The following is a 17,057-nucleotide window of genomic DNA, read 5'->3' as shown; positions in this document are numbered from 1 at the left end:
GTGTTTCGCCTCCGAATTACCGCTGTGCACGCACTACGGAAGTGCCTTTTTCACGCAGATAGGTGCTTTCCAGATCGGCCAGATGGAGCTTCACGGCCAACGGATAGCGGTCGTATGCCTGGCTGATGGCGAAGCTGCCGCCGCGCGCTGCATCGTCAAATCCGCCCATATGCCAACGGATGGCGATTGCCTCGCTGGTCTTGAGCCGCAGGAAGCGCTCAATCAGGAATACGGACTTTTCCCCGTGCCCATAGGGGAAGCTGTCTTCGATCATATAATAGGGCTTTTTCTCCCACGCGCCGGTCTGTTCGTTTTTGACGTTGCGCGTGCCCTCCTTATAGAACTGCGCCTTGCATACATCGTGCAGCAGGCCGCAGATCGCAAAACTCTCCTCGCTGTCCGTCTCCGGGTCAAAGTACCGCTCCATCATGGTGCGGTATACGCTGACGCTGTGCTGCACCAGGCCGCAGGGACAAGCGCAGTGGAATTTGGTGCTGGCCGGCGCGGTAAAAAAGTCCGTCTTGGAAAGCCACTCCAAAAACGCCGCGCTCCCTTCCCGCGTGACCTTGCTGCGGAAAATTTCTTCGAATTCTTCTTGATAGCTCGATCCCATATATGCCCCGCCTTCCTTTTAGGGTTTTCCGTCAATCTTTTCCCATTATACTGGAAAGCCACGTGCCTGTAAAGGCGATCGGAGGCAGCGAAATCGCATATGGAAATTTGTTTCAATTTTATGTATTTTTATCTCATTTATAATTGCATCTGTTGATTTTACACAATGTCCGTGCTATTATAACCACAAGAATCGATGGAATAAAGAGTGTTTTTTATATAAAATTATACAATATCTCAAAAATCAGAAGGATTCATCAACTTTGCATTCCATCGAATCGGCTATTAATTTTTTCGGGAAGGACAGACATTGGAAAGGGGGTCCCATCCTTTTTAGAGAAGGAGAAAACCAATTTGAAAGAAAGGAAATGAAGGAAACCATGAAAAGAAAGACGGTGCGATCTTTTATCGCAGTAGCACTTGCCCTACAAATGGTTGCTGCCGGAGCAACGCCGGTATTCGCTGCACAAGCGGCCCAAGTTGTACCCGCTGCCAACCATGCGGTCACTGCTGTCATGGAAGATGAAGAAGGCGACATTGCGCTCTATCTGAGCGATATGGACCCGACAAGCTTCGAAGTCGGCTTCGGCAGCAGCTTAGGCATCGACGAAGACATCGACAGCAAGCCCTTGCGTTTGCGCAATGAAAACTTGGACATCATCGAATATGAGAAAGGTATTTGCGCACATGCTGCTTCCGAAATCGTCTATGACATTTCCAACCAGGGCGCCAAATCGTTCCAAGCGTACATAGGCGTTCAGGCGGACTCCTCATATGACGGCGAATATGGCGAGTGTGGGTTCACCGTGGAAGTTGACGGTGTAGAAAAATACCACATCGATGATCTTTCTGGGCTCGAAGCGCAGCAGTTCGTGGATGTCGAGATCCCCGAAGGCGCCCAGACCTTGACCCTGAAGACCGACAATGGCACAAACGGCTCCACCATCTGCGACCACAGCCTCTGGTGCGACGCCAAGATCCTCTGCGACCGTGAGATCCAGACCACCTTGGATTCCGCAGCAGTCACGGCACAGCAGTCTGTTTTGCCAATCGGAAAGACCACGCAGCTGACCCCGGTGGGATATTCCATCGGCGGCGCCGTGATCCCCTCGGATACGCTCAGCGCTGCTTACGCGAGCTCCGATGACGGCATTGCGACCGTATCCCCGGAAGGCGTTGTGACAGGCGTTTCCGACGGCGTTGTGACCATCACCTGCACTTTGACGCAGGGGGATATTGTCCGCGAGGCCACCGTGGATCTCATCATCGGCAAGGGCGACCCGGCCTCTTCCTGGCAGATCGCATCGCCGGACGGCAGTATTACGGCTCTCTTTGCCCTGCATGATGGGAAGATCTCCTATGCTTCCTTTAAGGACAACAACCTGGTTGTGGACAACTCCTATGTGGGGCTGACCACCAGCCTGGGCGATTTCTCTGAGCTGAGCTTTGTCGACCGCGTCGACGAGGAGATCAACGATCCGTATGAGCTGATCGGCGCCAAGGTGACGCAGGTGGAAAACCATGCGAACCAGACCACGCTCAACTTTACGAAGGAAGGCGTCGAGGGCGTCACTTTCAGCGTTATCGTGCGCGCCTATGACGACGGCATTGCCTTTAAGTATCAGATCACAGCGGAAGATGAAAGCACGCCCATCACGATTTCCTCTGAAAATACCTCCCTGCAGATCCCGCAGGGTTCCACGGCATATGTCATGCCGTATATCAACCACAACGAGCAAGTGGAAGAAGAAAAACAGCTTTCCGAGCTCAATGAGCGGTACTGCATGCCGCTGCTGTACAAGACGCCCACTGGTGAATATGCTTTGATTTCCGAAGCGGGCCTGCACGGCGAATATTGCGGCGCGGACATCATCGGCAACCCGAACGGCCGCCTCGACATTGTATTCTCCAACGAGCAGAGATCTGCTATCAACACCACCGCCCCGTTTGCGACCCCGTGGCGTTTCGCCGTCATCGGCACCAGTGCAGACATTGCTGAAAATACAATGGCGGAGAACCTGAGCCCGGCCAATGTGCTGGAGGACACCTCCTGGATCCAGCCCGGCGTCACTGCCTGGACCTGGCTGAACCGCGAATCCACCAGCGACCCGGACGTTTATAAGAAATACATCGATTTTGCCGCCGAAATGGGCTGGGAATACCTGCTCCTGGACGAAGGCTGGCAGCCAAGAGGCAGCAGCCAGGGCCACAGCGAATTCGCCTACTATGGCTATTACGATTGGACCGAGGATCTGATCAGCTACGCCAATGAAAAGGGCATCGGCCTGATCGCCTGGCAGAACCACAACGATTTGAAGAAGGGCGACGAAGCGGAGCGCCGCATCAAAGAGCTGGCGGACATGGGCTTCAAGGGCATTAAACCGGACTTCTTCAATTCCCAGTCCCAGGATTATATCCAGTTCTATATCCGCCTGATGCAGCTCACAGCGGAAAACCATATGTTTATCAACATCCACGGCGCAAATAAGACCACCGGCGAGCGCAGGACGTATCCGAACGCCCTCAGCCGCGAAGGAATCTTTGGCGCAGAGCAGGACCTTTTCCGTCCCGCCGATGTGAGCGCTTACCACAACTGCATGCTGCCGTTCATGCGCTGTGCAGTTGGGCCGGCGGACTATACGCCGATGTTCTCGCACCGCACCAACACGCGCAAACAGATGACCATCGCACAGATGGGCGCTTTGACGGTCACCTATGAGAGCGGCATCCAGTGCTTTGCTGACCGTCCGGAGGCTTATCTCAACAGCCCCGCCTGCGACTTCTTCAAGAATTTCCCGACCCAGTGGGATGAGACCAAGCTGCTGGCCGGCGAGCCGGGCGAATATGTCAACACCGCGCGCAGAAGCGGCGAAAACTGGTACCTCGGCCTGATCTGCAACGAGCAGCGCACGGCGGAGTTTAAGCTGGACTTCCTCGGCGAGGGCGATTACTATGCCTTTATCTATGAAGACGGCGAGACCGTGGACGACATCACGGCCCGCGTGGAAACCGTCAACAAGGATACGGTTTTGACCATCCCGATGGCCGAGCACGGCGGCGCGATGATCAAGATCCTCCGGAACATGCCCAGCCAGGCAGAATCCATCACGCTGAGCGAAAGCGAGGTCACGATGGAGCCGAACGAGACAGCTAACCTGACCGTTACCTTCACCCCGGAGGACGTGGAATATGATACCGTCACTTGGACCTCCAGCAATCCAGAGGTTGCCACGGTCTTAAACGGCAAAATCACTGCTCTGAAGCCGGGCGTCACCACCATCACGGCTGCCACCGGCATCAACGGCGACGTCACCGCGACCTGCGACGTCACCGTGCGCCGTCCGGAATTCTCCCTGACCGGCGATTGGTCCATCATCCGCAGCGATCCGGAGAACTGGAAACTCAACGGAGAAAACTCCATCACCATCACCACTAAGCCGGGCGAGTATTACAGCAATACCGCCAATGCCGAAAACGTCTTCCTGACGCCGGTGGAGGGCGACTTCACCGCCACAACAAAGCTCACGTTTGTACCGGGCGCGGACTACCAGACGGCAGGTATCATCGTCTATCAGGATGACAAAAATCTCTATGGTGCTTACAAGCGCTATCACTCCCACTTTAACGGCAATATCTTCACCGACTTTGCTTTGAATAACGGCAGTGCTTCGGAGCACACCAAGGCGGACCCGAATAAGGATGCGGCTGTTTATCTGAAGGTCGTCAAAGAGGGCACCACCTTTACCGCATATTACAGCTATGACAATTCCGAGTGGGTGCAGATTGCCGATCCGCTGAACGTCTCCGGATTGACCGGCGACCTCAAAGTCGGCCTGTATGCGGTCGATGGCAACGGCAAGAGCGGTTCCCTGCCGGCTACCTTTGAGGACTTCACCATCAACGGCGAAGCCGTCCCGTTTGCCAATAGATACATCGAAGCCACCGGCATCACGCTCGACCAGACCGAACTGACCATGAAGCAGTACGAGACGGCTACGCTGACGGCCACTGTCACACCGGAAGGGGCCCAAGATCCGATTACCTGGGTGTCCAGTGATCCGGACATCGCAACCGTCGACGAGAACGGCAAGATTACCGCATATGAGGCTGGCACCGTGACCATCACCGCCATGACCGGCTTCAACAACGAAGTGACCGCCTCCTGCGAAGTCACGATCGAACCGGCGGATCTGGTCTTGACGGACGATTGGAGCATTATCCGCAACGATCCGGAATATTGGACGATCAATGACGAGCATTCCATCACGATCACCACGCAGCCCGGCGAATTCTACACCGGCACCGACAATGCACAGAACGTCATGCTGACCCCGGCCGAGGGCGACTTTACCGTCACCACGAAGCTCGACTTCATTCCCAATGGCGACTACCAGACCGCGGGCATCATTGTTTACCAGGATACGGACAATATCTATGGCGCATACAAGCGGTATCACAGCGGCTTTGGCGGCAATATCTTCACGGACTTTGTCATGAACAATGGCAGCTTCTCTGAGCATACCACCCCGGATGCCAATAAGGATGCCACCGTCTATCTCAAGGTTGTGAAGGAAGGCACCACGTTCTCCTCCTTCTACAGCTATGACAACGAGACTTGGACGCCGATCGCAGACCCGGTCGAGATGTCGGGCTTGAGCGGCGACCTCAAGATCGGCCTGTATGCCGTCGATGGCAATCGGAAGACCGGTTCTCTTCCGGCAACCTTTGAGGACTTTACGGTAAACGGCGAAGTGATTGCCTTTGCAGAGGCTCCCGAGAAAGAAGAGAGCACCAGCTTCACGGTCAACTATGGCACAAACGCAGAGCTCACGCTCAACGGCGAAGAGCAGACCATCGCCAACCTGCTCGGCAAGTACGCCGGCGATTTCGAAGAGGGAACGGAATTGAACCTCTCCTTTAAACCTTCTATGGATGGACGCGAGTTCAGCGAAGTGCTCCTGAACGGCGAGCCGCAGGAGATCACGGACACGGCCGAGTTCACCTATGACACGGTCAAGGGGGCGGACGCGGAATCCCTGGACTTCTCCTTCACGGTCGTGAGCAAGGGCGTTCTGAACACGCTGATCGACTATGCAGAGACCTTGGACGAGGAAGTTGCGGGCGCTGTACCGAGTGTCCAAGAGAAATTCGAAAAAGCGCTTGCTGAGGCAAAGACGGTTTCCGAGACCGTTGCAGTCACCCAGCAGCAGATCAACGACGCTTGGGGCGAATTGCTCGATGCAATCCACTACCTCGACTTCCAGGCCGGCGATAAGACCGAACTGAAAATCCAGCTCGACATTGCAGCCCAAATCATCGAAGCTTCCGAGGGCCTTGATCCTTCCAGCATCGAAGAGCTGAAGGCGGTCATGGAAGAAGCGCAAAAGGTCTATGACAACCGCGACGCCATGGAACCGGAAATCACTGAAGCGGTTGAGAACCTGAAGGAAGCGATCGACAACGTCCGCCATCAGGCAGATAAATCGACGCTTGCAACCGTCATCGCAAAGGCTGAGTCCATCGACCTGAGCGAATACATCGAGGAAGGCCAGGATGCATTCACGGCGGCCCTGGAGAATGCGAAGAAAGTCTATGACGATCCGAGTGCCACGCAGGAAGAGGTGGACGCAGCAGCCGATGCTTTGAATGCAGCCATCACCGCCCTGCGCAAGATCGCCAACAAGGACCATCTGAAGGAACTGATGGAGACTGCACAGTCCATCGATGCCAGCGACTATACCGCTGCCAGCTATCAGAACCTTGCGAACGTGATGGCAGAGGCGCAGAAGGTCCTGGACGACAATACCTTGGCAGAGGACGACCCCGCAGCGGAGGCAACGATCCGCAATATGGAGACCAAACTGTCCGCTGCAATCAACAGCCTGGTTGAGGACTCCGGCAATTCCGGCAGCGGCTCTGGCAGTGGTTCCAGCAGCTCTTCCGGCAGCACAACCTCCTCGACCACAACCGTTACAACGCCGGACTTCACTTTGGACGACACAACCAAGAGCTGCTTGTTCCGCGTCGGGGAGCGCTTTGTCTTTAACGTCCAAACAACCTCCGCAACTGCTCCGACGGTTACGGCGAACAATGCCAATGTCACGGTACAGTACCTCACCAAGACAGCGGACGGTTACAGCTTCCAGCTGAACGGCGCTGCCATGGGCGAATCCACCATCACCGTCACGTTGAACGGCGCATCCTCCACCTTTACGGCAAACGTCCAGGAGGGCTCTGTCCGCAGCGACACGACTGGCGCCCTCTCCATCAAGAAGGGGCAGGCATACACCTTCAAGATGACCGTTATTGACGGCAGCAGCGCAACGCCGCTCTTCGTCAGCGGTACGGACGGCGTATTCAAGACCCAGTTCGTACGGCAGGACGGCAACGACTACTACTTCCGCATCTGGGCCACCGGCAAAGTGGGCGATTCCTCCGGTATCTACACCACCATGCCGAACCAGAACGCAGTCCGTCACTGCGTTGCAACGATTGTTGAATAATCGTTTCTTCGTATAAGCCACGGATTCTTTGCCTCCCGGTACGTTTTTCGACGTGCCGGGAGGTTTTTGTATGGACGGCCTGTTTGGGCCTCGCGAGAAAAGCGCGCTTGGTTTTTCTCTGTATTTCCTCTATACTGAGATAAGAACCCATTGGAAATTTCCTTATCTGGAAAGGAGACCATTATGAGCTGGTTAGACCTTCATATGCATACCCATTTTAGCGACGACGGCACCTATTCCCCGGAAGAATTGATGGAGCTTTGCGCCCAAAACGGCGTGCGCGTTGCCGCTGTATCGGATCACAACTGCACCCGCGGCATCGCACGCGCTGTGCGCCATGCGTCCTCCTTGGGAATCGAATGCATCCCCGCCGTGGAATTGGACTGTACCTACCAAGGGATCGACCTGCACCTGCTGGGCTATTGGATCGACCCGGATCACCCCGGCTTTTCCCAAACGGAACAGGCGATTCAGAAGCAGGAACAACTTGCCGGGGAACAGCGCATCCAACTTGCCTACTCGATGGGCTTTCAGTTTGATGCAGAGCCCCTCCGCAGGGAAAAGGGCGGCATTGTCACAGGGGAAATGATCGCCGAGGCAGCCCTGGTCCAGGACCCGGAAAACCCCGCCCTTCTCCCCTACCGGCCGGGCGGCGCGCGCAGCGATAACCCCTATGTCAACATCTATTGGGACTTCTTCTCACAGGGGAAGCCCGGCTATGTGCCGGTCGCCTTTCAAAGCTTAGAGGGAGCCGTGGCCCTAGTCCGTTCCGCGGGCGGGTTGCCCGTGCTGGCGCATCCGGGAAACAACATCCACGAGGACACTGCCTTGTTGCACGGCATTGTGGAGCAAGGGGTGCGCGGGATCGAAGCGTACAGCAGTTACCACTCCCCCGAACAGGTTACTTTCTATGTACAACAGGCGGAGATGCTTTCCGTAGCTGTCAGCTGTGGTAGCGATTTTCACGGAAAGATCAAGCCGGGCATCACTCTGGGCGGTTTTAACTGTGGCGGACAGGAGGCAGAGCTACTGCGTGGATTGCAGGAGGCACTGCAAAAGCTTCCACCTACAAAGCTATGAGAAAGTTGACGCCATCTATATGGATGCCGCATCCCTTTCCCCGCTAAGCAGAGTAGTCTTTTACCTAAAATCAAGAATTATTCTCATTTTTTAAAAAATCCCCCTTGACAAAACCTCCCTTTGCAGGTAAAATATAGGCATAAAAATAATATTAACTCCTATTATTAATAAATATTTCAAGGAGGATTTGTTATGGAAAACATCAAGGGTACCAAAACGGAAGCAAATTTGATGGCTGCATTTGCAGGCGAGTCCCAGGCGCGCAATAAGTATACGTTTTACGCTTCTAAGGCGCGCAAAGAAGGCTATGTGCAGATCGCCAATCTTTTCGAAGAGACCGCCAACAACGAAAAGGAACACGCAAAGATCTGGTTTAAACTCCTGCACGATGGGGAAATCGCGGATACCGCCACGAACCTGAAGGATGCTGCCGCAGGCGAAAACTACGAGTGGACCGATATGTATGCCAGCTTTGCAGAGGATGCACGCGCAGAGGGCTTCCCCCGCATCGCCGCCCTGTTTGAGATGGTCGGCAAGATCGAGAAGGAGCATGAGGCCCGCTACCTCGCTTTGCTCAAGAACGTGGAAGAGGGATTGGTCTTTTCCAGAGACGGCGATATGATCTGGCAGTGCTCCAACTGCGGCCATATTGTCATCGGTAAGAAAGCGCCGGAAATCTGCCCGGTTTGTGCGCATCCGAAGGCCTATTTCCAGCTCTTGGCTAAGAATTATTGATAAAATCAGGTTTTTATATCCCCTTATGTCTACATAGTAAGAAGCCGCCGGAGCTTTCTCTGGCGGCTTCTTGCATGTTATATGCTTTATCATTCAATCCATTACCCGGATATATTGCGTTCCAATTTTTCTCCCAGATTGGTAACAACCAAATTCCCTTGTCTTTCCAGCCGTCTTGCGTTTTTGAGTGTCTGTGCCGCGCCTCCCCAATTTCGCTTCACAAACGCAATCAAATAATCGGATTTTTCAAGCATATAGCGATTTAGCGCCGGAATAGCAAACCTGGGCGGCACCAGTTCCAACCCTTCGGGATAGATCACTTGGTCATATCCAGACAAAAAGCTTCTTTTCCTAGCAGGTGGATAAGCGACTAGGAGCGTTAATCGAAGATAAGGATATTCTTTCTTCCTCTCTAAAACAGACGCTGAAGCCATCCGATCAAAGTTCCCATAGGTTCCAACCAAAAATTCAGTTACTCCCTTTGTAAGTATATGCCATTTTATAGACTCGTCTAATATAGGGCGTATGGTTTCTTCTGCATCTCGATGTCCGGCAAAGCAACAAACAGACATATTTCCCTCCTTGTGTGCGATATATCCCATATCATAGCACAATTTTATGATTTGGGATATATCCCACACATAATATCGCAAGCATTCATACACTAAATATGCGATATATCGAAGATGGAGGATTTGTATGAATGCAAAAGAGGCAGTTGCCAAACGAATTCAGGGACTCTGTGCAGAACACGATCTTGCAATCAACGCACTGGCCAATCAAGCTGGTATTTCCCCTTCAACCGTTTACAGCATTCTAAATACCAAAAGCCAAAATCCTGGCGTTGTCACCCTACAGAAGCTATGCGATGGAATCGGAATCACCCTTCGGGAATTTTTTGACGACGATCTGTTCGAACATATAGAACCAGAAGTGCAATAAAGGACAAAACTACCATTTGAAACACAAAAGACCGCTGGAGAATGCTCTCCAGCGGTCTCTTTCTATTTGGGCTCATTTTGCGGCGGCCAGTTTCTCCTTCCAAAGCTCTTCCAGCGCTTTCACGTCCTCGCGGAACTCGCGCGCACCCTGCGTTTCGCCCTGTTCCATCGATTCCAACACTTCAAAGAAAAATGCATCCGGCCCATAGGACGCCCACTCCTTTTGAATGGACAGAACCGTGCATCCATTCGTTTGCACCATAAATTCGAAACGGTTTTCCGCCCCCTGTAGATTGGGCGTTGAAAACAGATGCTTTTCTCCCGTCACGCGGTTGGTGATGCTGTAGACCCCGCCAAGGCCTTTTCGCTCTTTATACGCCGTACAAATGGCGCGCCGGTCGTTTTTGTCCATGAATCAACCACACCTATCTAAGATTTCTTTCTGATATTGCATCGCTTTCAGATGCCTCAGCCTGCGTTCCAGGGCACACTGCCCGCACATCCCAAAGTAAAAGGGAAAACCGGACAGAACCCCGTTTTCCCTTTGCTTCTCCATTTTGAAATTCTTATCTGCCATTTCCGGAGCAGAGATAGTCCAGCTCTGCAACCGCTTCCCCACCGCGATAGTAGATGCGCGGCACGCGCTTGCTCAGCAAGCAGACCAGCTCATAGCTGATGGTATGGTTGTAACCAGCCAGTTCATCCACTGAGAGGAACGCATCCCCGTCGTGCCCAAAGAGCGTAACCGTATCCCCCTCTTTCACGCCGGGAATATCGGTGACGTTCACCATCAGCTGATCCATGCAGACGCGGCCGATGATCTTGGCGCGCTGGCCGTTCACCAGCACGCTGGCGCGGTGGTAGAGGTGGCGCGGATACCCATCCGCATAGCCGACCGGCACGGTCGCAACCACGGTTCGTTGTTTCGTTGTGAAGCGCCGCCCATAGCTGATGCTGGTCTGCGGCTCCACGGTTTTAAGCATCGAGACAATGGACTTGAGCTGCATCACCGGGCGCAGATCAAGCGGTTCTTTGATCGAACGGGACGGATTTAAGCCATAGAGGATAATGCCCGGACGGACCATATCGAGCTGTGCATCCGCATAGTCCAGAACCGCTGCGGAATTGGCGCAATGGCGCAGGCGGAATGTGATGCCCCGCTGGGCCAAAAGATCGATTAGCTTTAAAAAAAGGTCGAGCTGCATAAGGGTGTAGCCACGGCCGTCGTTTCCCTCATCTGCCACGGCAAAGTGGGTGAAGATTCCTTCCGGATCCAAGCCCTCCAGCCCGCATACCTCCGCAATGTCTTCAATCGCATCCGCGTCCCGCTCCGGGTTCTGATATAGAAAACCAATCCGGCTCATGCCGGTGTCCACCACGATATGCGCGCGCACGGTGACGCCAGCCTCACGCGCGCAGGCGGCAAGGCGCTCCCCGTATTCACGAGAAAGCACCGCCTGCGCCACATCCATATGGGCCAGTTCCGCTGCCGACTCCGGCGGCGTATACCCCAAAATCAGGATTGGCAGGCTGATCTGCGCGTTGCGCAGCTGGATCGCCTCTTCCAAATTGGACACGGCAAACCAGTCCGCGCCGAGCTCCTCATATTCGCGCGCCAAAAGTTCCGCTCCGTGCCCATAGGCGTCCGCCTTGATAACACAGCATACCTTTGTGCCTGGGTTTAGCCGGTCTTTGATCTGATGATAGTTATGTGCGACGGCGTCCAGGTCGATCTCCGCCCATGTGCGCCTGAAAAAGTCATTCATCCTTCTAATTCGCTCCTACTGTTTTCGATTCTGGCGGATACCGCCCCATCCGCTTCTATATTTATTTAAAGTATGCCACGCCGGATTCAAAAATACGTGCATCTTTCTCGCCCGGCACATTGCGGTACAGGTTTTCGCCCTTGCGCTCAGAATGGCCCATCTTGCCCAGGACGCGCCCGTCCGGACTGGTGATGCCTTCGATCGCGCAAACCGAACCGTTGGGGTTCCAGGCGATGTCGCCGCTCGGGTTGCCCTCCAGGTCCACGTACTGCGTGGCAACCTGGCCATTGGCGGCCAACTGGGCCAGCGTTTCGTCGTCCGCCACAAAGCGGCCCTCGCCATGGGATACCGGCACCGTCACCACATCCCCGGCCTGTAAGCCGGCAAACCACGGGGATTTCACCGACGTGATGCGCGTATACACCATGCGGGACACGTGGCGGCCCAGCGTATTGAAGGTCAGGGTCGGCGCGGTTTCGCTCGTCTCGCGGATCTCGCCGTAGGGGACAAGGCCCAATTTGATGAGCGCCTGGAAGCCATTGCAGATGCCGAGCATCAGGCCGTCGCGGTTTTTGAGCAGGTCCATGACCGCCTCCGCGATTTTCGGGTTGCGGAAGGTGGTTGCGATGAACTTGCCGGAGCCGTCCGGCTCGTCGCCGCCGGAGAACCCGCCGGGCAGCATGATGATCTGCGCGTTGCGGATCGCCTTCTCCATGCGTTCAATTGTCGTTTCAATGTCCGCGGAGCACAGGTTGCGCACCACCAGGACGTCGGTCTCCGCACCCGCCTTTTCGAACGCGCGGACGGTGTCGTACTCGCAGTTCGTCCCGGGGAATACCGGGATAAAGACACGGGGTTTGGCAGCCTTGATCGCCGGGGCCTGCGTATTGCGCGCCGTATAGAGCGGCACGTCCTTTGTCAAAGCGACCGCCGGGGCCTGATTCGGGAAAATCTTCTCCAACGTACCGGTCCAGCTCTCCACCAGCTTTTGCAGCGGGAGAACCTCGCCGCCAATTTGAATGGCCTGCGGTTCTACGGTTTTGCCCAAGAGTACCGCGGCCGAATTTTCAAACGGCACATCCGGCGCAAGCTCTACGATGATGCTGCCGGACAGGGGCGCAAAGAGGATTCCCTCGTCCATCGTATCGAAGTCAAAGCCGATGCCGTTGCCGAAGCACATCTTTGCCACCGCTGCGGCCGCGCCGCCCTCTTTGACGACCGATGCGGAAAGGATGGACCCATCCGCGATTTTTTCTCCAATTCTCTTATAGTAGTTCTTCAAACGCTCCCAGTTTGGCAGCATGGTCTTGGCGTCCTCCGGCAGCGGGAGCAGCACGACGCGGGACCCCGCATGCTGGAACGCCGCCGAAATCGTCTTGCTCGCCTTCGTCATTGCGACGGCAAAGCTGACCAGCGTGGGCGGCACGTCCATCTGCTCGAACGAACCGGACATGCTGTCCTTGCCGCCGATCGAAGGCAGGCCCATGCCGAGCTGGGCGGACAACGCGCCCAACAGCGCCGCCGCCGGCTTGCCCCAGCGCTTCGGGTCCGTGCGGAGCCGCTCAAAATATTCCTGGAAGGTCAGGCGGCAGCTGAGCGGGTCTGCACCCACTGCACAGAGCTTGGAAAGGCTCTCCACGACGGCGTAGGCAGCCCCGTGGAACGGTGAGAAGCGCGCAATCCCGGGGATGTAGCCATAGCTCATCGCTGTGGCGTCGTCCGTCTCCCCATGGATCACCGGCAGCTTCGCAACCATCGCCTCTTCCGGCGTCAACTGGTATTTCCCTGCGAACGGCATCAAAACCGTGGCCGCGCCGATGCTCGCGTCAAAGCGCTCGGCAAGCCCCTTCTGGCAGCAAACTTCCAGCCGCGCCAAGTTCTCCTGGAAGGCTTCGGCCAGCCGCTTCCCCTTGAGGCACTCCGGAACCTGCTTACGGTAGTACGCATCCGGGTCCGGCGCTTCGATTTCCACATCCGTGCGCTGCGTCACACCGTTTGTATTCAAGAAGGCGCGCGCAATATTGACGATCGTATCCCCGCGCCATTCCATCTTGAGGCGCGGCGATTCGGTGACCACGGCCACCACCTGCGCGTTGAGGTTCTCCTCCGCAGCGGCGGCGCAGAAGGCCTCCACATCCTGCGGGGCCAGCACGACCGCCATACGCTCCTGGGATTCAGAGATCGCCAGTTCCGTGCCGTCCAAGCCTTCATATTTCTTCGGGACTTTGTTCAGATCGATTTCCAGGCCATCCGCCAGCTCGCCGATGGCCACGCAGACGCCGCCTGCGCCGAAGTCGTTGCAGCGTTTAATCAGGCGGGAGACCTTCGGGTCGCGGAACAGGCGCTGGATTTTGCGCTCGGTGGGCGGGTTGCCCTTCTGCACCTCGGCGCCGCACACCTCGACCGATTTCTCCGTGTGCGCCTTGCTGGAACCGGTCGCACCGCCGATTCCGTCACGGCCCGTGCTGCCGCCCAGCAGGACGATGATGTCGCCCGGCTGCGGCTGCTCGCGCACCACATTCTCCTTCGGGGAGGCGCCGATCACCGCGCCGATCTCCATGCGCTTCGCCACATAACCGGGGTCGTACAGCTCGGTGACCTGGCCGGTCGCCAGGCCGATCTGGTTGCCGTAGGAGCTGTAGCCGCTGGCCGCGCCGGTAGTGATCTTGCGGGTTGGGAGTTTCCCGTGCAGTGTCTCTTCAAACGGGACGCGCGGGTCCCCGGAACCGGTCACGCGCATGGCCTGATAGACATACGCCCGCCCGGACAGCGGGTCGCGGATCGCGCCGCCCAAGCAGGTCGCCGCGCCGCCAAACGGTTCGATTTCCGTCGGATGGTTGTGCGTCTCATTCTTAAACTGGACGAGCCACTTCTCCTCTTTGCCGTCGATTGTGACCGGCACCTCGATGGAGCAGGCGTTGATCTCGTCGCTGAGGTCGAGGTCCGGGATCTGGCCGCGCTTGCGCAGCAGCTTCATGCCGATGACTGCCATATCCATCAGGGACACCGGCCGGTCGGTATCTTCCCCATAAACCTCCTTGCGGGCGTCATAGTATGCCTGCAACGCTTCCTCGATTGCCTCACTCAGCGCGCCCTCTGCAATTTTGATATGCTCCAGGCGTGTGGAGAAGGTGGTGTGACGGCAGTGGTCGCTCCAATAGGTATCGATGACGCGCAGTTCCGTCACACTGGGATCGCGTTTCTCTTCGTTTTTGAAGTAGTCGCGGCAGAAGAGCAAATCCTCCATCGTCATGGCAAAGCCCATCTTTTCATAATAAGCAGCCATTTCGTCCGTATCCCAGGAGATAAAGCCCGTCACGCGCGCCACATCCGGCGGCACATCCGCCTGCATGTCCAGGGACTCGGGCTTGTCCAGGGAGGCCAGGCGGCTCTCCACCGGGTTCACCAGGTAATTCTTGATCTTATCCAGCTTCTCCTTGTCCAGGTCTCCCTTGAGCGCAATCACGCGGGCGGTGACCACCTGCGGCCGCTCGCCCTGGGTGAGCAGCTGCACGCACTGTGCAGCGGAATCCGCCCGCTGGTCGTACTGGCCGGGCAGGTATTCCATGGCAAAAACGGAATATCCCTCGGGCAGCGGATATTCCTCGTCATAAACGGTATCGACATTTGGCTCGGAAAAGATGGTGCCGCGTGCGGCCTCGAACTCTTCACGGCTCAACCCGGAAACGTCGTACCGGTTCAGCAGTTTCAAATCTTCGACCGGCATCCCCAGGTTTTCCACCAGGTCCGCCTTCATGTGCTGTGCTTCCACGTCGAAGCCGGGTTTCTTTTCGACAAATACTCTGATTACGTCAGACATTGTTTCCCCCGTTTCCCCACCTGCACCGTCCCACCGGCCAGGCAGATATTGATATTCATATCATAGCATATTTGCAGCGCTTAATAAAGAGGACGAACCGCGGAATTTCGTCTCTTTCCCTCTTAAAGCCATCGCAAAATCTTTACGCAAGGGAATTCCCCTTAAAACTTTCCACATTCCGAAGAACTTTATTAATATAGCTGAGGAGGTGAAAGAAATGCTTTCTCGTATGCGTGCATTGCGGATAGAATGCGGCCTTTCGCAAAAGGGCGTTGCAAAGATTTTACATATATCGTCGGAAACGTACGCCCAATACGAAGATGGAACATCCCGTGTCCCTTTAGGGATTCTTGTTCGTCTGGCAAGCTTCTACCAATCCAGCATGGACTACTTGGCGGAGCTGACGGACGAACGGGCGCCCTATCCGCCCAAAAAGAAGCGCCGCCCGTGGCTTCCATAAACAAACCCGCCGGTTCTTTGGAAAACCGGCCTATGGCGGTACCGGGGATTCTCGCCGTTAAACGGGTTCGCTGAAAAAGGGAGGACGCACCAGTGTGCGTCCTCCCTTTTCTATGATTCTATATATGTATATCCTATGGTTTTGGTTTCACATGATTAAAGACTTTTTGCAGCAGGCGCATAAAGATATCCCGCTCGATATCGGTTAAACCTTCGAGCTGCCCCATATTAAAGCTATCGATGATCTCCACAATCTTTGGATAGATCTCCTTCGCCTTTTCTGTGGGATACAATTCATTGACTCTCCGGTCCTCCGCGCTGATCTGCCGCGTGATAAACCCGCCTTGCAGAAGCTGCTGTACGGCCTTTGCCACGGTGCTCTTGTCGATGCAAGTGCTTTCCGCAACCTTCTCCTGGGAGATCCCAGGATTATCACAAATACAAAGGATGTACATAAATTGCCCGCAGGTGACCCCCAAGTCTTTCAGCCTTTTGGCACAGAAACTCTGTGATTGCCAATAAATAACGGAAAAAATTTTAATGTAATCCCAATACGGCCCATGCATCCATTTTCCCTCCAATAGCGAGGATATTTGCTCCTTTATAAACTCTTCCTTTAAATTTTAGCTTAACGGAAAAAGAATGTCAATGAAAATTCGACTCTATCACTTTTATCGTTTTAGTGGTTTAAACTTATCCTCTAAAAGTCTACGAATTTCTTCGATCTTCCTACAACTTTTTATTTTATATTGACAACCCTGCTTTTTGTTCCTATAATTTAATTGATTGGTTATGCAACTAATTTATATACAAAACAGGTTAATATAGCTATATATTAGGTGTTTTCTTATATATTATAGTTGTATGACCCGCTAATTTTATCCTGCGAGGAGTTACAAAAGCATGAAGAAGAAAGCAATGGGAGGAGGACTGATGCAATGGGTGAATACGTGCTGGAGATGAACAACATCACCAAAGTATTCCCTGGCGTGAAAGCGCTGGATGGGGTCACCTTAAAAGTGCGCCCCGGCAGCGTACATGCCCTGATGGGCGAAAACGGCGCGGGAAAATCGACTTTGATGAAGTGTTTGTTCGGCATCTACCACGAGGATGGCGGCGAAATCATCCTGGATGGGAAGAA

Annotated in this window: 12 protein-coding genes; 6 read left to right on the top strand and 6 right to left on the bottom strand. The window is 54.9% G+C overall.

Going from position 1 to position 17,057, the window contains the following annotated elements:
• Positions 1-16: 16 nt before the first annotated feature.
• Positions 17-613 carry a hydrolase gene (locus B5F54_RS01720; RefSeq protein WP_087229647.1) on the bottom strand — a complete coding sequence of 199 codons (597 nt, stop codon included), beginning with the start codon at positions 611-613 and terminating at the stop codon, positions 17-19.
• Positions 614-992: 379 nt separating this feature from the next.
• On the opposite strand from B5F54_RS01720, the gene B5F54_RS17990 reads away from it, so the two are divergent.
• The 3 genes from B5F54_RS17990 (at position 993) to rbr (ending at position 8,930) form a co-directional block, all read left to right on the top strand.
• Positions 993-7,115, top strand: coding sequence for a glycoside hydrolase family 97 catalytic domain-containing protein (locus B5F54_RS17990; protein ID WP_172749502.1), 6,123 nt, complete (start codon positions 993-995; stop codon positions 7,113-7,115).
• Between the two features lie 183 nt (positions 7,116-7,298).
• Positions 7,299-8,195: a PHP domain-containing protein gene (locus tag B5F54_RS01710; protein ID WP_087229640.1), complete on the top strand. Its 897-nt coding sequence runs from the start codon at positions 7,299-7,301 to the stop codon at positions 8,193-8,195.
• Positions 8,196-8,387: 192 nt separating this feature from the next.
• On the top strand, positions 8,388-8,930 hold the full coding sequence (rbr, locus tag B5F54_RS01705) for a rubrerythrin (RefSeq protein WP_087229637.1): 543 nt from the start codon (positions 8,388-8,390) through the stop codon (positions 8,928-8,930).
• 101 nt (positions 8,931-9,031) lie between these two features.
• On the opposite strand, the gene B5F54_RS17245 is transcribed toward rbr, so the two are convergent.
• Positions 9,032-9,502: a hypothetical protein gene (locus B5F54_RS17245; RefSeq protein ID WP_140400305.1), complete on the bottom strand. Its 471-nt coding sequence runs from the start codon at positions 9,500-9,502 to the stop codon at positions 9,032-9,034.
• A 127-nt stretch (positions 9,503-9,629) separates the two neighbouring features.
• Between B5F54_RS17245 and B5F54_RS01695 the strand changes: the two genes are divergently transcribed.
• Positions 9,630-9,872 carry a helix-turn-helix domain-containing protein gene (locus B5F54_RS01695; protein WP_087229631.1) on the top strand — a complete coding sequence of 81 codons (243 nt, stop codon included), beginning with the start codon at positions 9,630-9,632 and terminating at the stop codon, positions 9,870-9,872.
• A gap of 72 nt (positions 9,873-9,944) precedes the next feature.
• Here the strand turns inward: B5F54_RS01695 and B5F54_RS01690 are convergent, their stop codons facing one another.
• From B5F54_RS01690 to B5F54_RS01680, 3 genes are all read right to left on the bottom strand, one after another.
• Complete coding sequence (locus B5F54_RS01690) at positions 9,945-10,283, bottom strand: GIY-YIG nuclease family protein (RefSeq protein ID WP_087229628.1); 339 nt, start codon at positions 10,281-10,283, stop codon at positions 9,945-9,947.
• A 154-nt stretch (positions 10,284-10,437) separates the two neighbouring features.
• Positions 10,438-11,637, bottom strand: a complete 1,200-nt coding sequence (gene alr / locus B5F54_RS01685; RefSeq protein WP_087229625.1) for an alanine racemase — start codon at positions 11,635-11,637, stop codon at positions 10,438-10,440.
• A 61-nt stretch (positions 11,638-11,698) separates the two neighbouring features.
• A complete protein-coding gene (locus tag B5F54_RS01680; protein WP_087229622.1) occupies positions 11,699-15,457 on the bottom strand; it encodes a phosphoribosylformylglycinamidine synthase in 3,759 nt (1,252 codons plus the stop codon).
• Positions 15,458-15,674: 217 nt separating this feature from the next.
• On the opposite strand from B5F54_RS01680, the gene B5F54_RS01675 reads away from it, so the two are divergent.
• Complete coding sequence (locus B5F54_RS01675) at positions 15,675-15,917, top strand: helix-turn-helix domain-containing protein (RefSeq protein WP_087229619.1); 243 nt, start codon at positions 15,675-15,677, stop codon at positions 15,915-15,917.
• Positions 15,918-16,050: 133 nt separating this feature from the next.
• Here B5F54_RS01675 and B5F54_RS01670 read toward each other — a convergent pair whose 3' ends face one another.
• Complete coding sequence (locus B5F54_RS01670) at positions 16,051-16,482, bottom strand: MarR family winged helix-turn-helix transcriptional regulator (RefSeq protein WP_087229616.1); 432 nt, start codon at positions 16,480-16,482, stop codon at positions 16,051-16,053.
• Between the two features lie 372 nt (positions 16,483-16,854).
• Between B5F54_RS01670 and B5F54_RS01665 the strand changes: the two genes are divergently transcribed.
• The coding region (locus tag B5F54_RS01665; RefSeq protein WP_140400304.1) for an ATP-binding cassette domain-containing protein at positions 16,855-17,057 on the top strand (203 nt) is incomplete at its 3' end.

Source organism: Anaeromassilibacillus sp. An250 (genome assembly GCF_002159845.1).
Lineage (GTDB): Bacteria > Bacillota > Clostridia > Oscillospirales > Acutalibacteraceae > Anaeromassilibacillus > Anaeromassilibacillus stercoravium.
The sequence above is the reverse complement of the archived record's forward strand: the minus strand, read 5'-3'. Positions and strand labels throughout refer to the sequence as shown.

What these genes read in the sequence shown, in the direction of transcription:
- B5F54_RS17245 (WP_140400305.1), bottom strand. Translation starts at nt 9,502, where the DNA reads ATGTCTGTTTGTTGCTTTGCCGGACATCGAGATGCAGAAGAAACCATA.
- rbr (WP_087229637.1), top strand. Translation starts at nt 8,388, where the DNA reads ATGGAAAACATCAAGGGTACCAAAACGGAAGCAAATTTGATGGCTGCA.
- B5F54_RS01675 (WP_087229619.1), top strand. Translation starts at nt 15,675, where the DNA reads ATGCTTTCTCGTATGCGTGCATTGCGGATAGAATGCGGCCTTTCGCAA.
- B5F54_RS01710 (WP_087229640.1), top strand. Translation starts at nt 7,299, where the DNA reads ATGAGCTGGTTAGACCTTCATATGCATACCCATTTTAGCGACGACGGC.
- alr (WP_087229625.1), bottom strand. Translation starts at nt 11,637, where the DNA reads ATGAATGACTTTTTCAGGCGCACATGGGCGGAGATCGACCTGGACGCC.
- B5F54_RS01690 (WP_087229628.1), bottom strand. Translation starts at nt 10,283, where the DNA reads ATGGACAAAAACGACCGGCGCGCCATTTGTACGGCGTATAAAGAGCGA.
- B5F54_RS01720 (WP_087229647.1), bottom strand. Translation starts at nt 613, where the DNA reads ATGGGATCGAGCTATCAAGAAGAATTCGAAGAAATTTTCCGCAGCAAG.
- B5F54_RS01680 (WP_087229622.1), bottom strand. Translation starts at nt 15,457, where the DNA reads ATGTCTGACGTAATCAGAGTATTTGTCGAAAAGAAACCCGGCTTCGAC.
- B5F54_RS01670 (WP_087229616.1), bottom strand. Translation starts at nt 16,482, where the DNA reads ATGCATGGGCCGTATTGGGATTACATTAAAATTTTTTCCGTTATTTAT.
- B5F54_RS17990 (WP_172749502.1), top strand. Translation starts at nt 993, where the DNA reads ATGAAAAGAAAGACGGTGCGATCTTTTATCGCAGTAGCACTTGCCCTA.
- B5F54_RS01695 (WP_087229631.1), top strand. Translation starts at nt 9,630, where the DNA reads ATGAATGCAAAAGAGGCAGTTGCCAAACGAATTCAGGGACTCTGTGCA.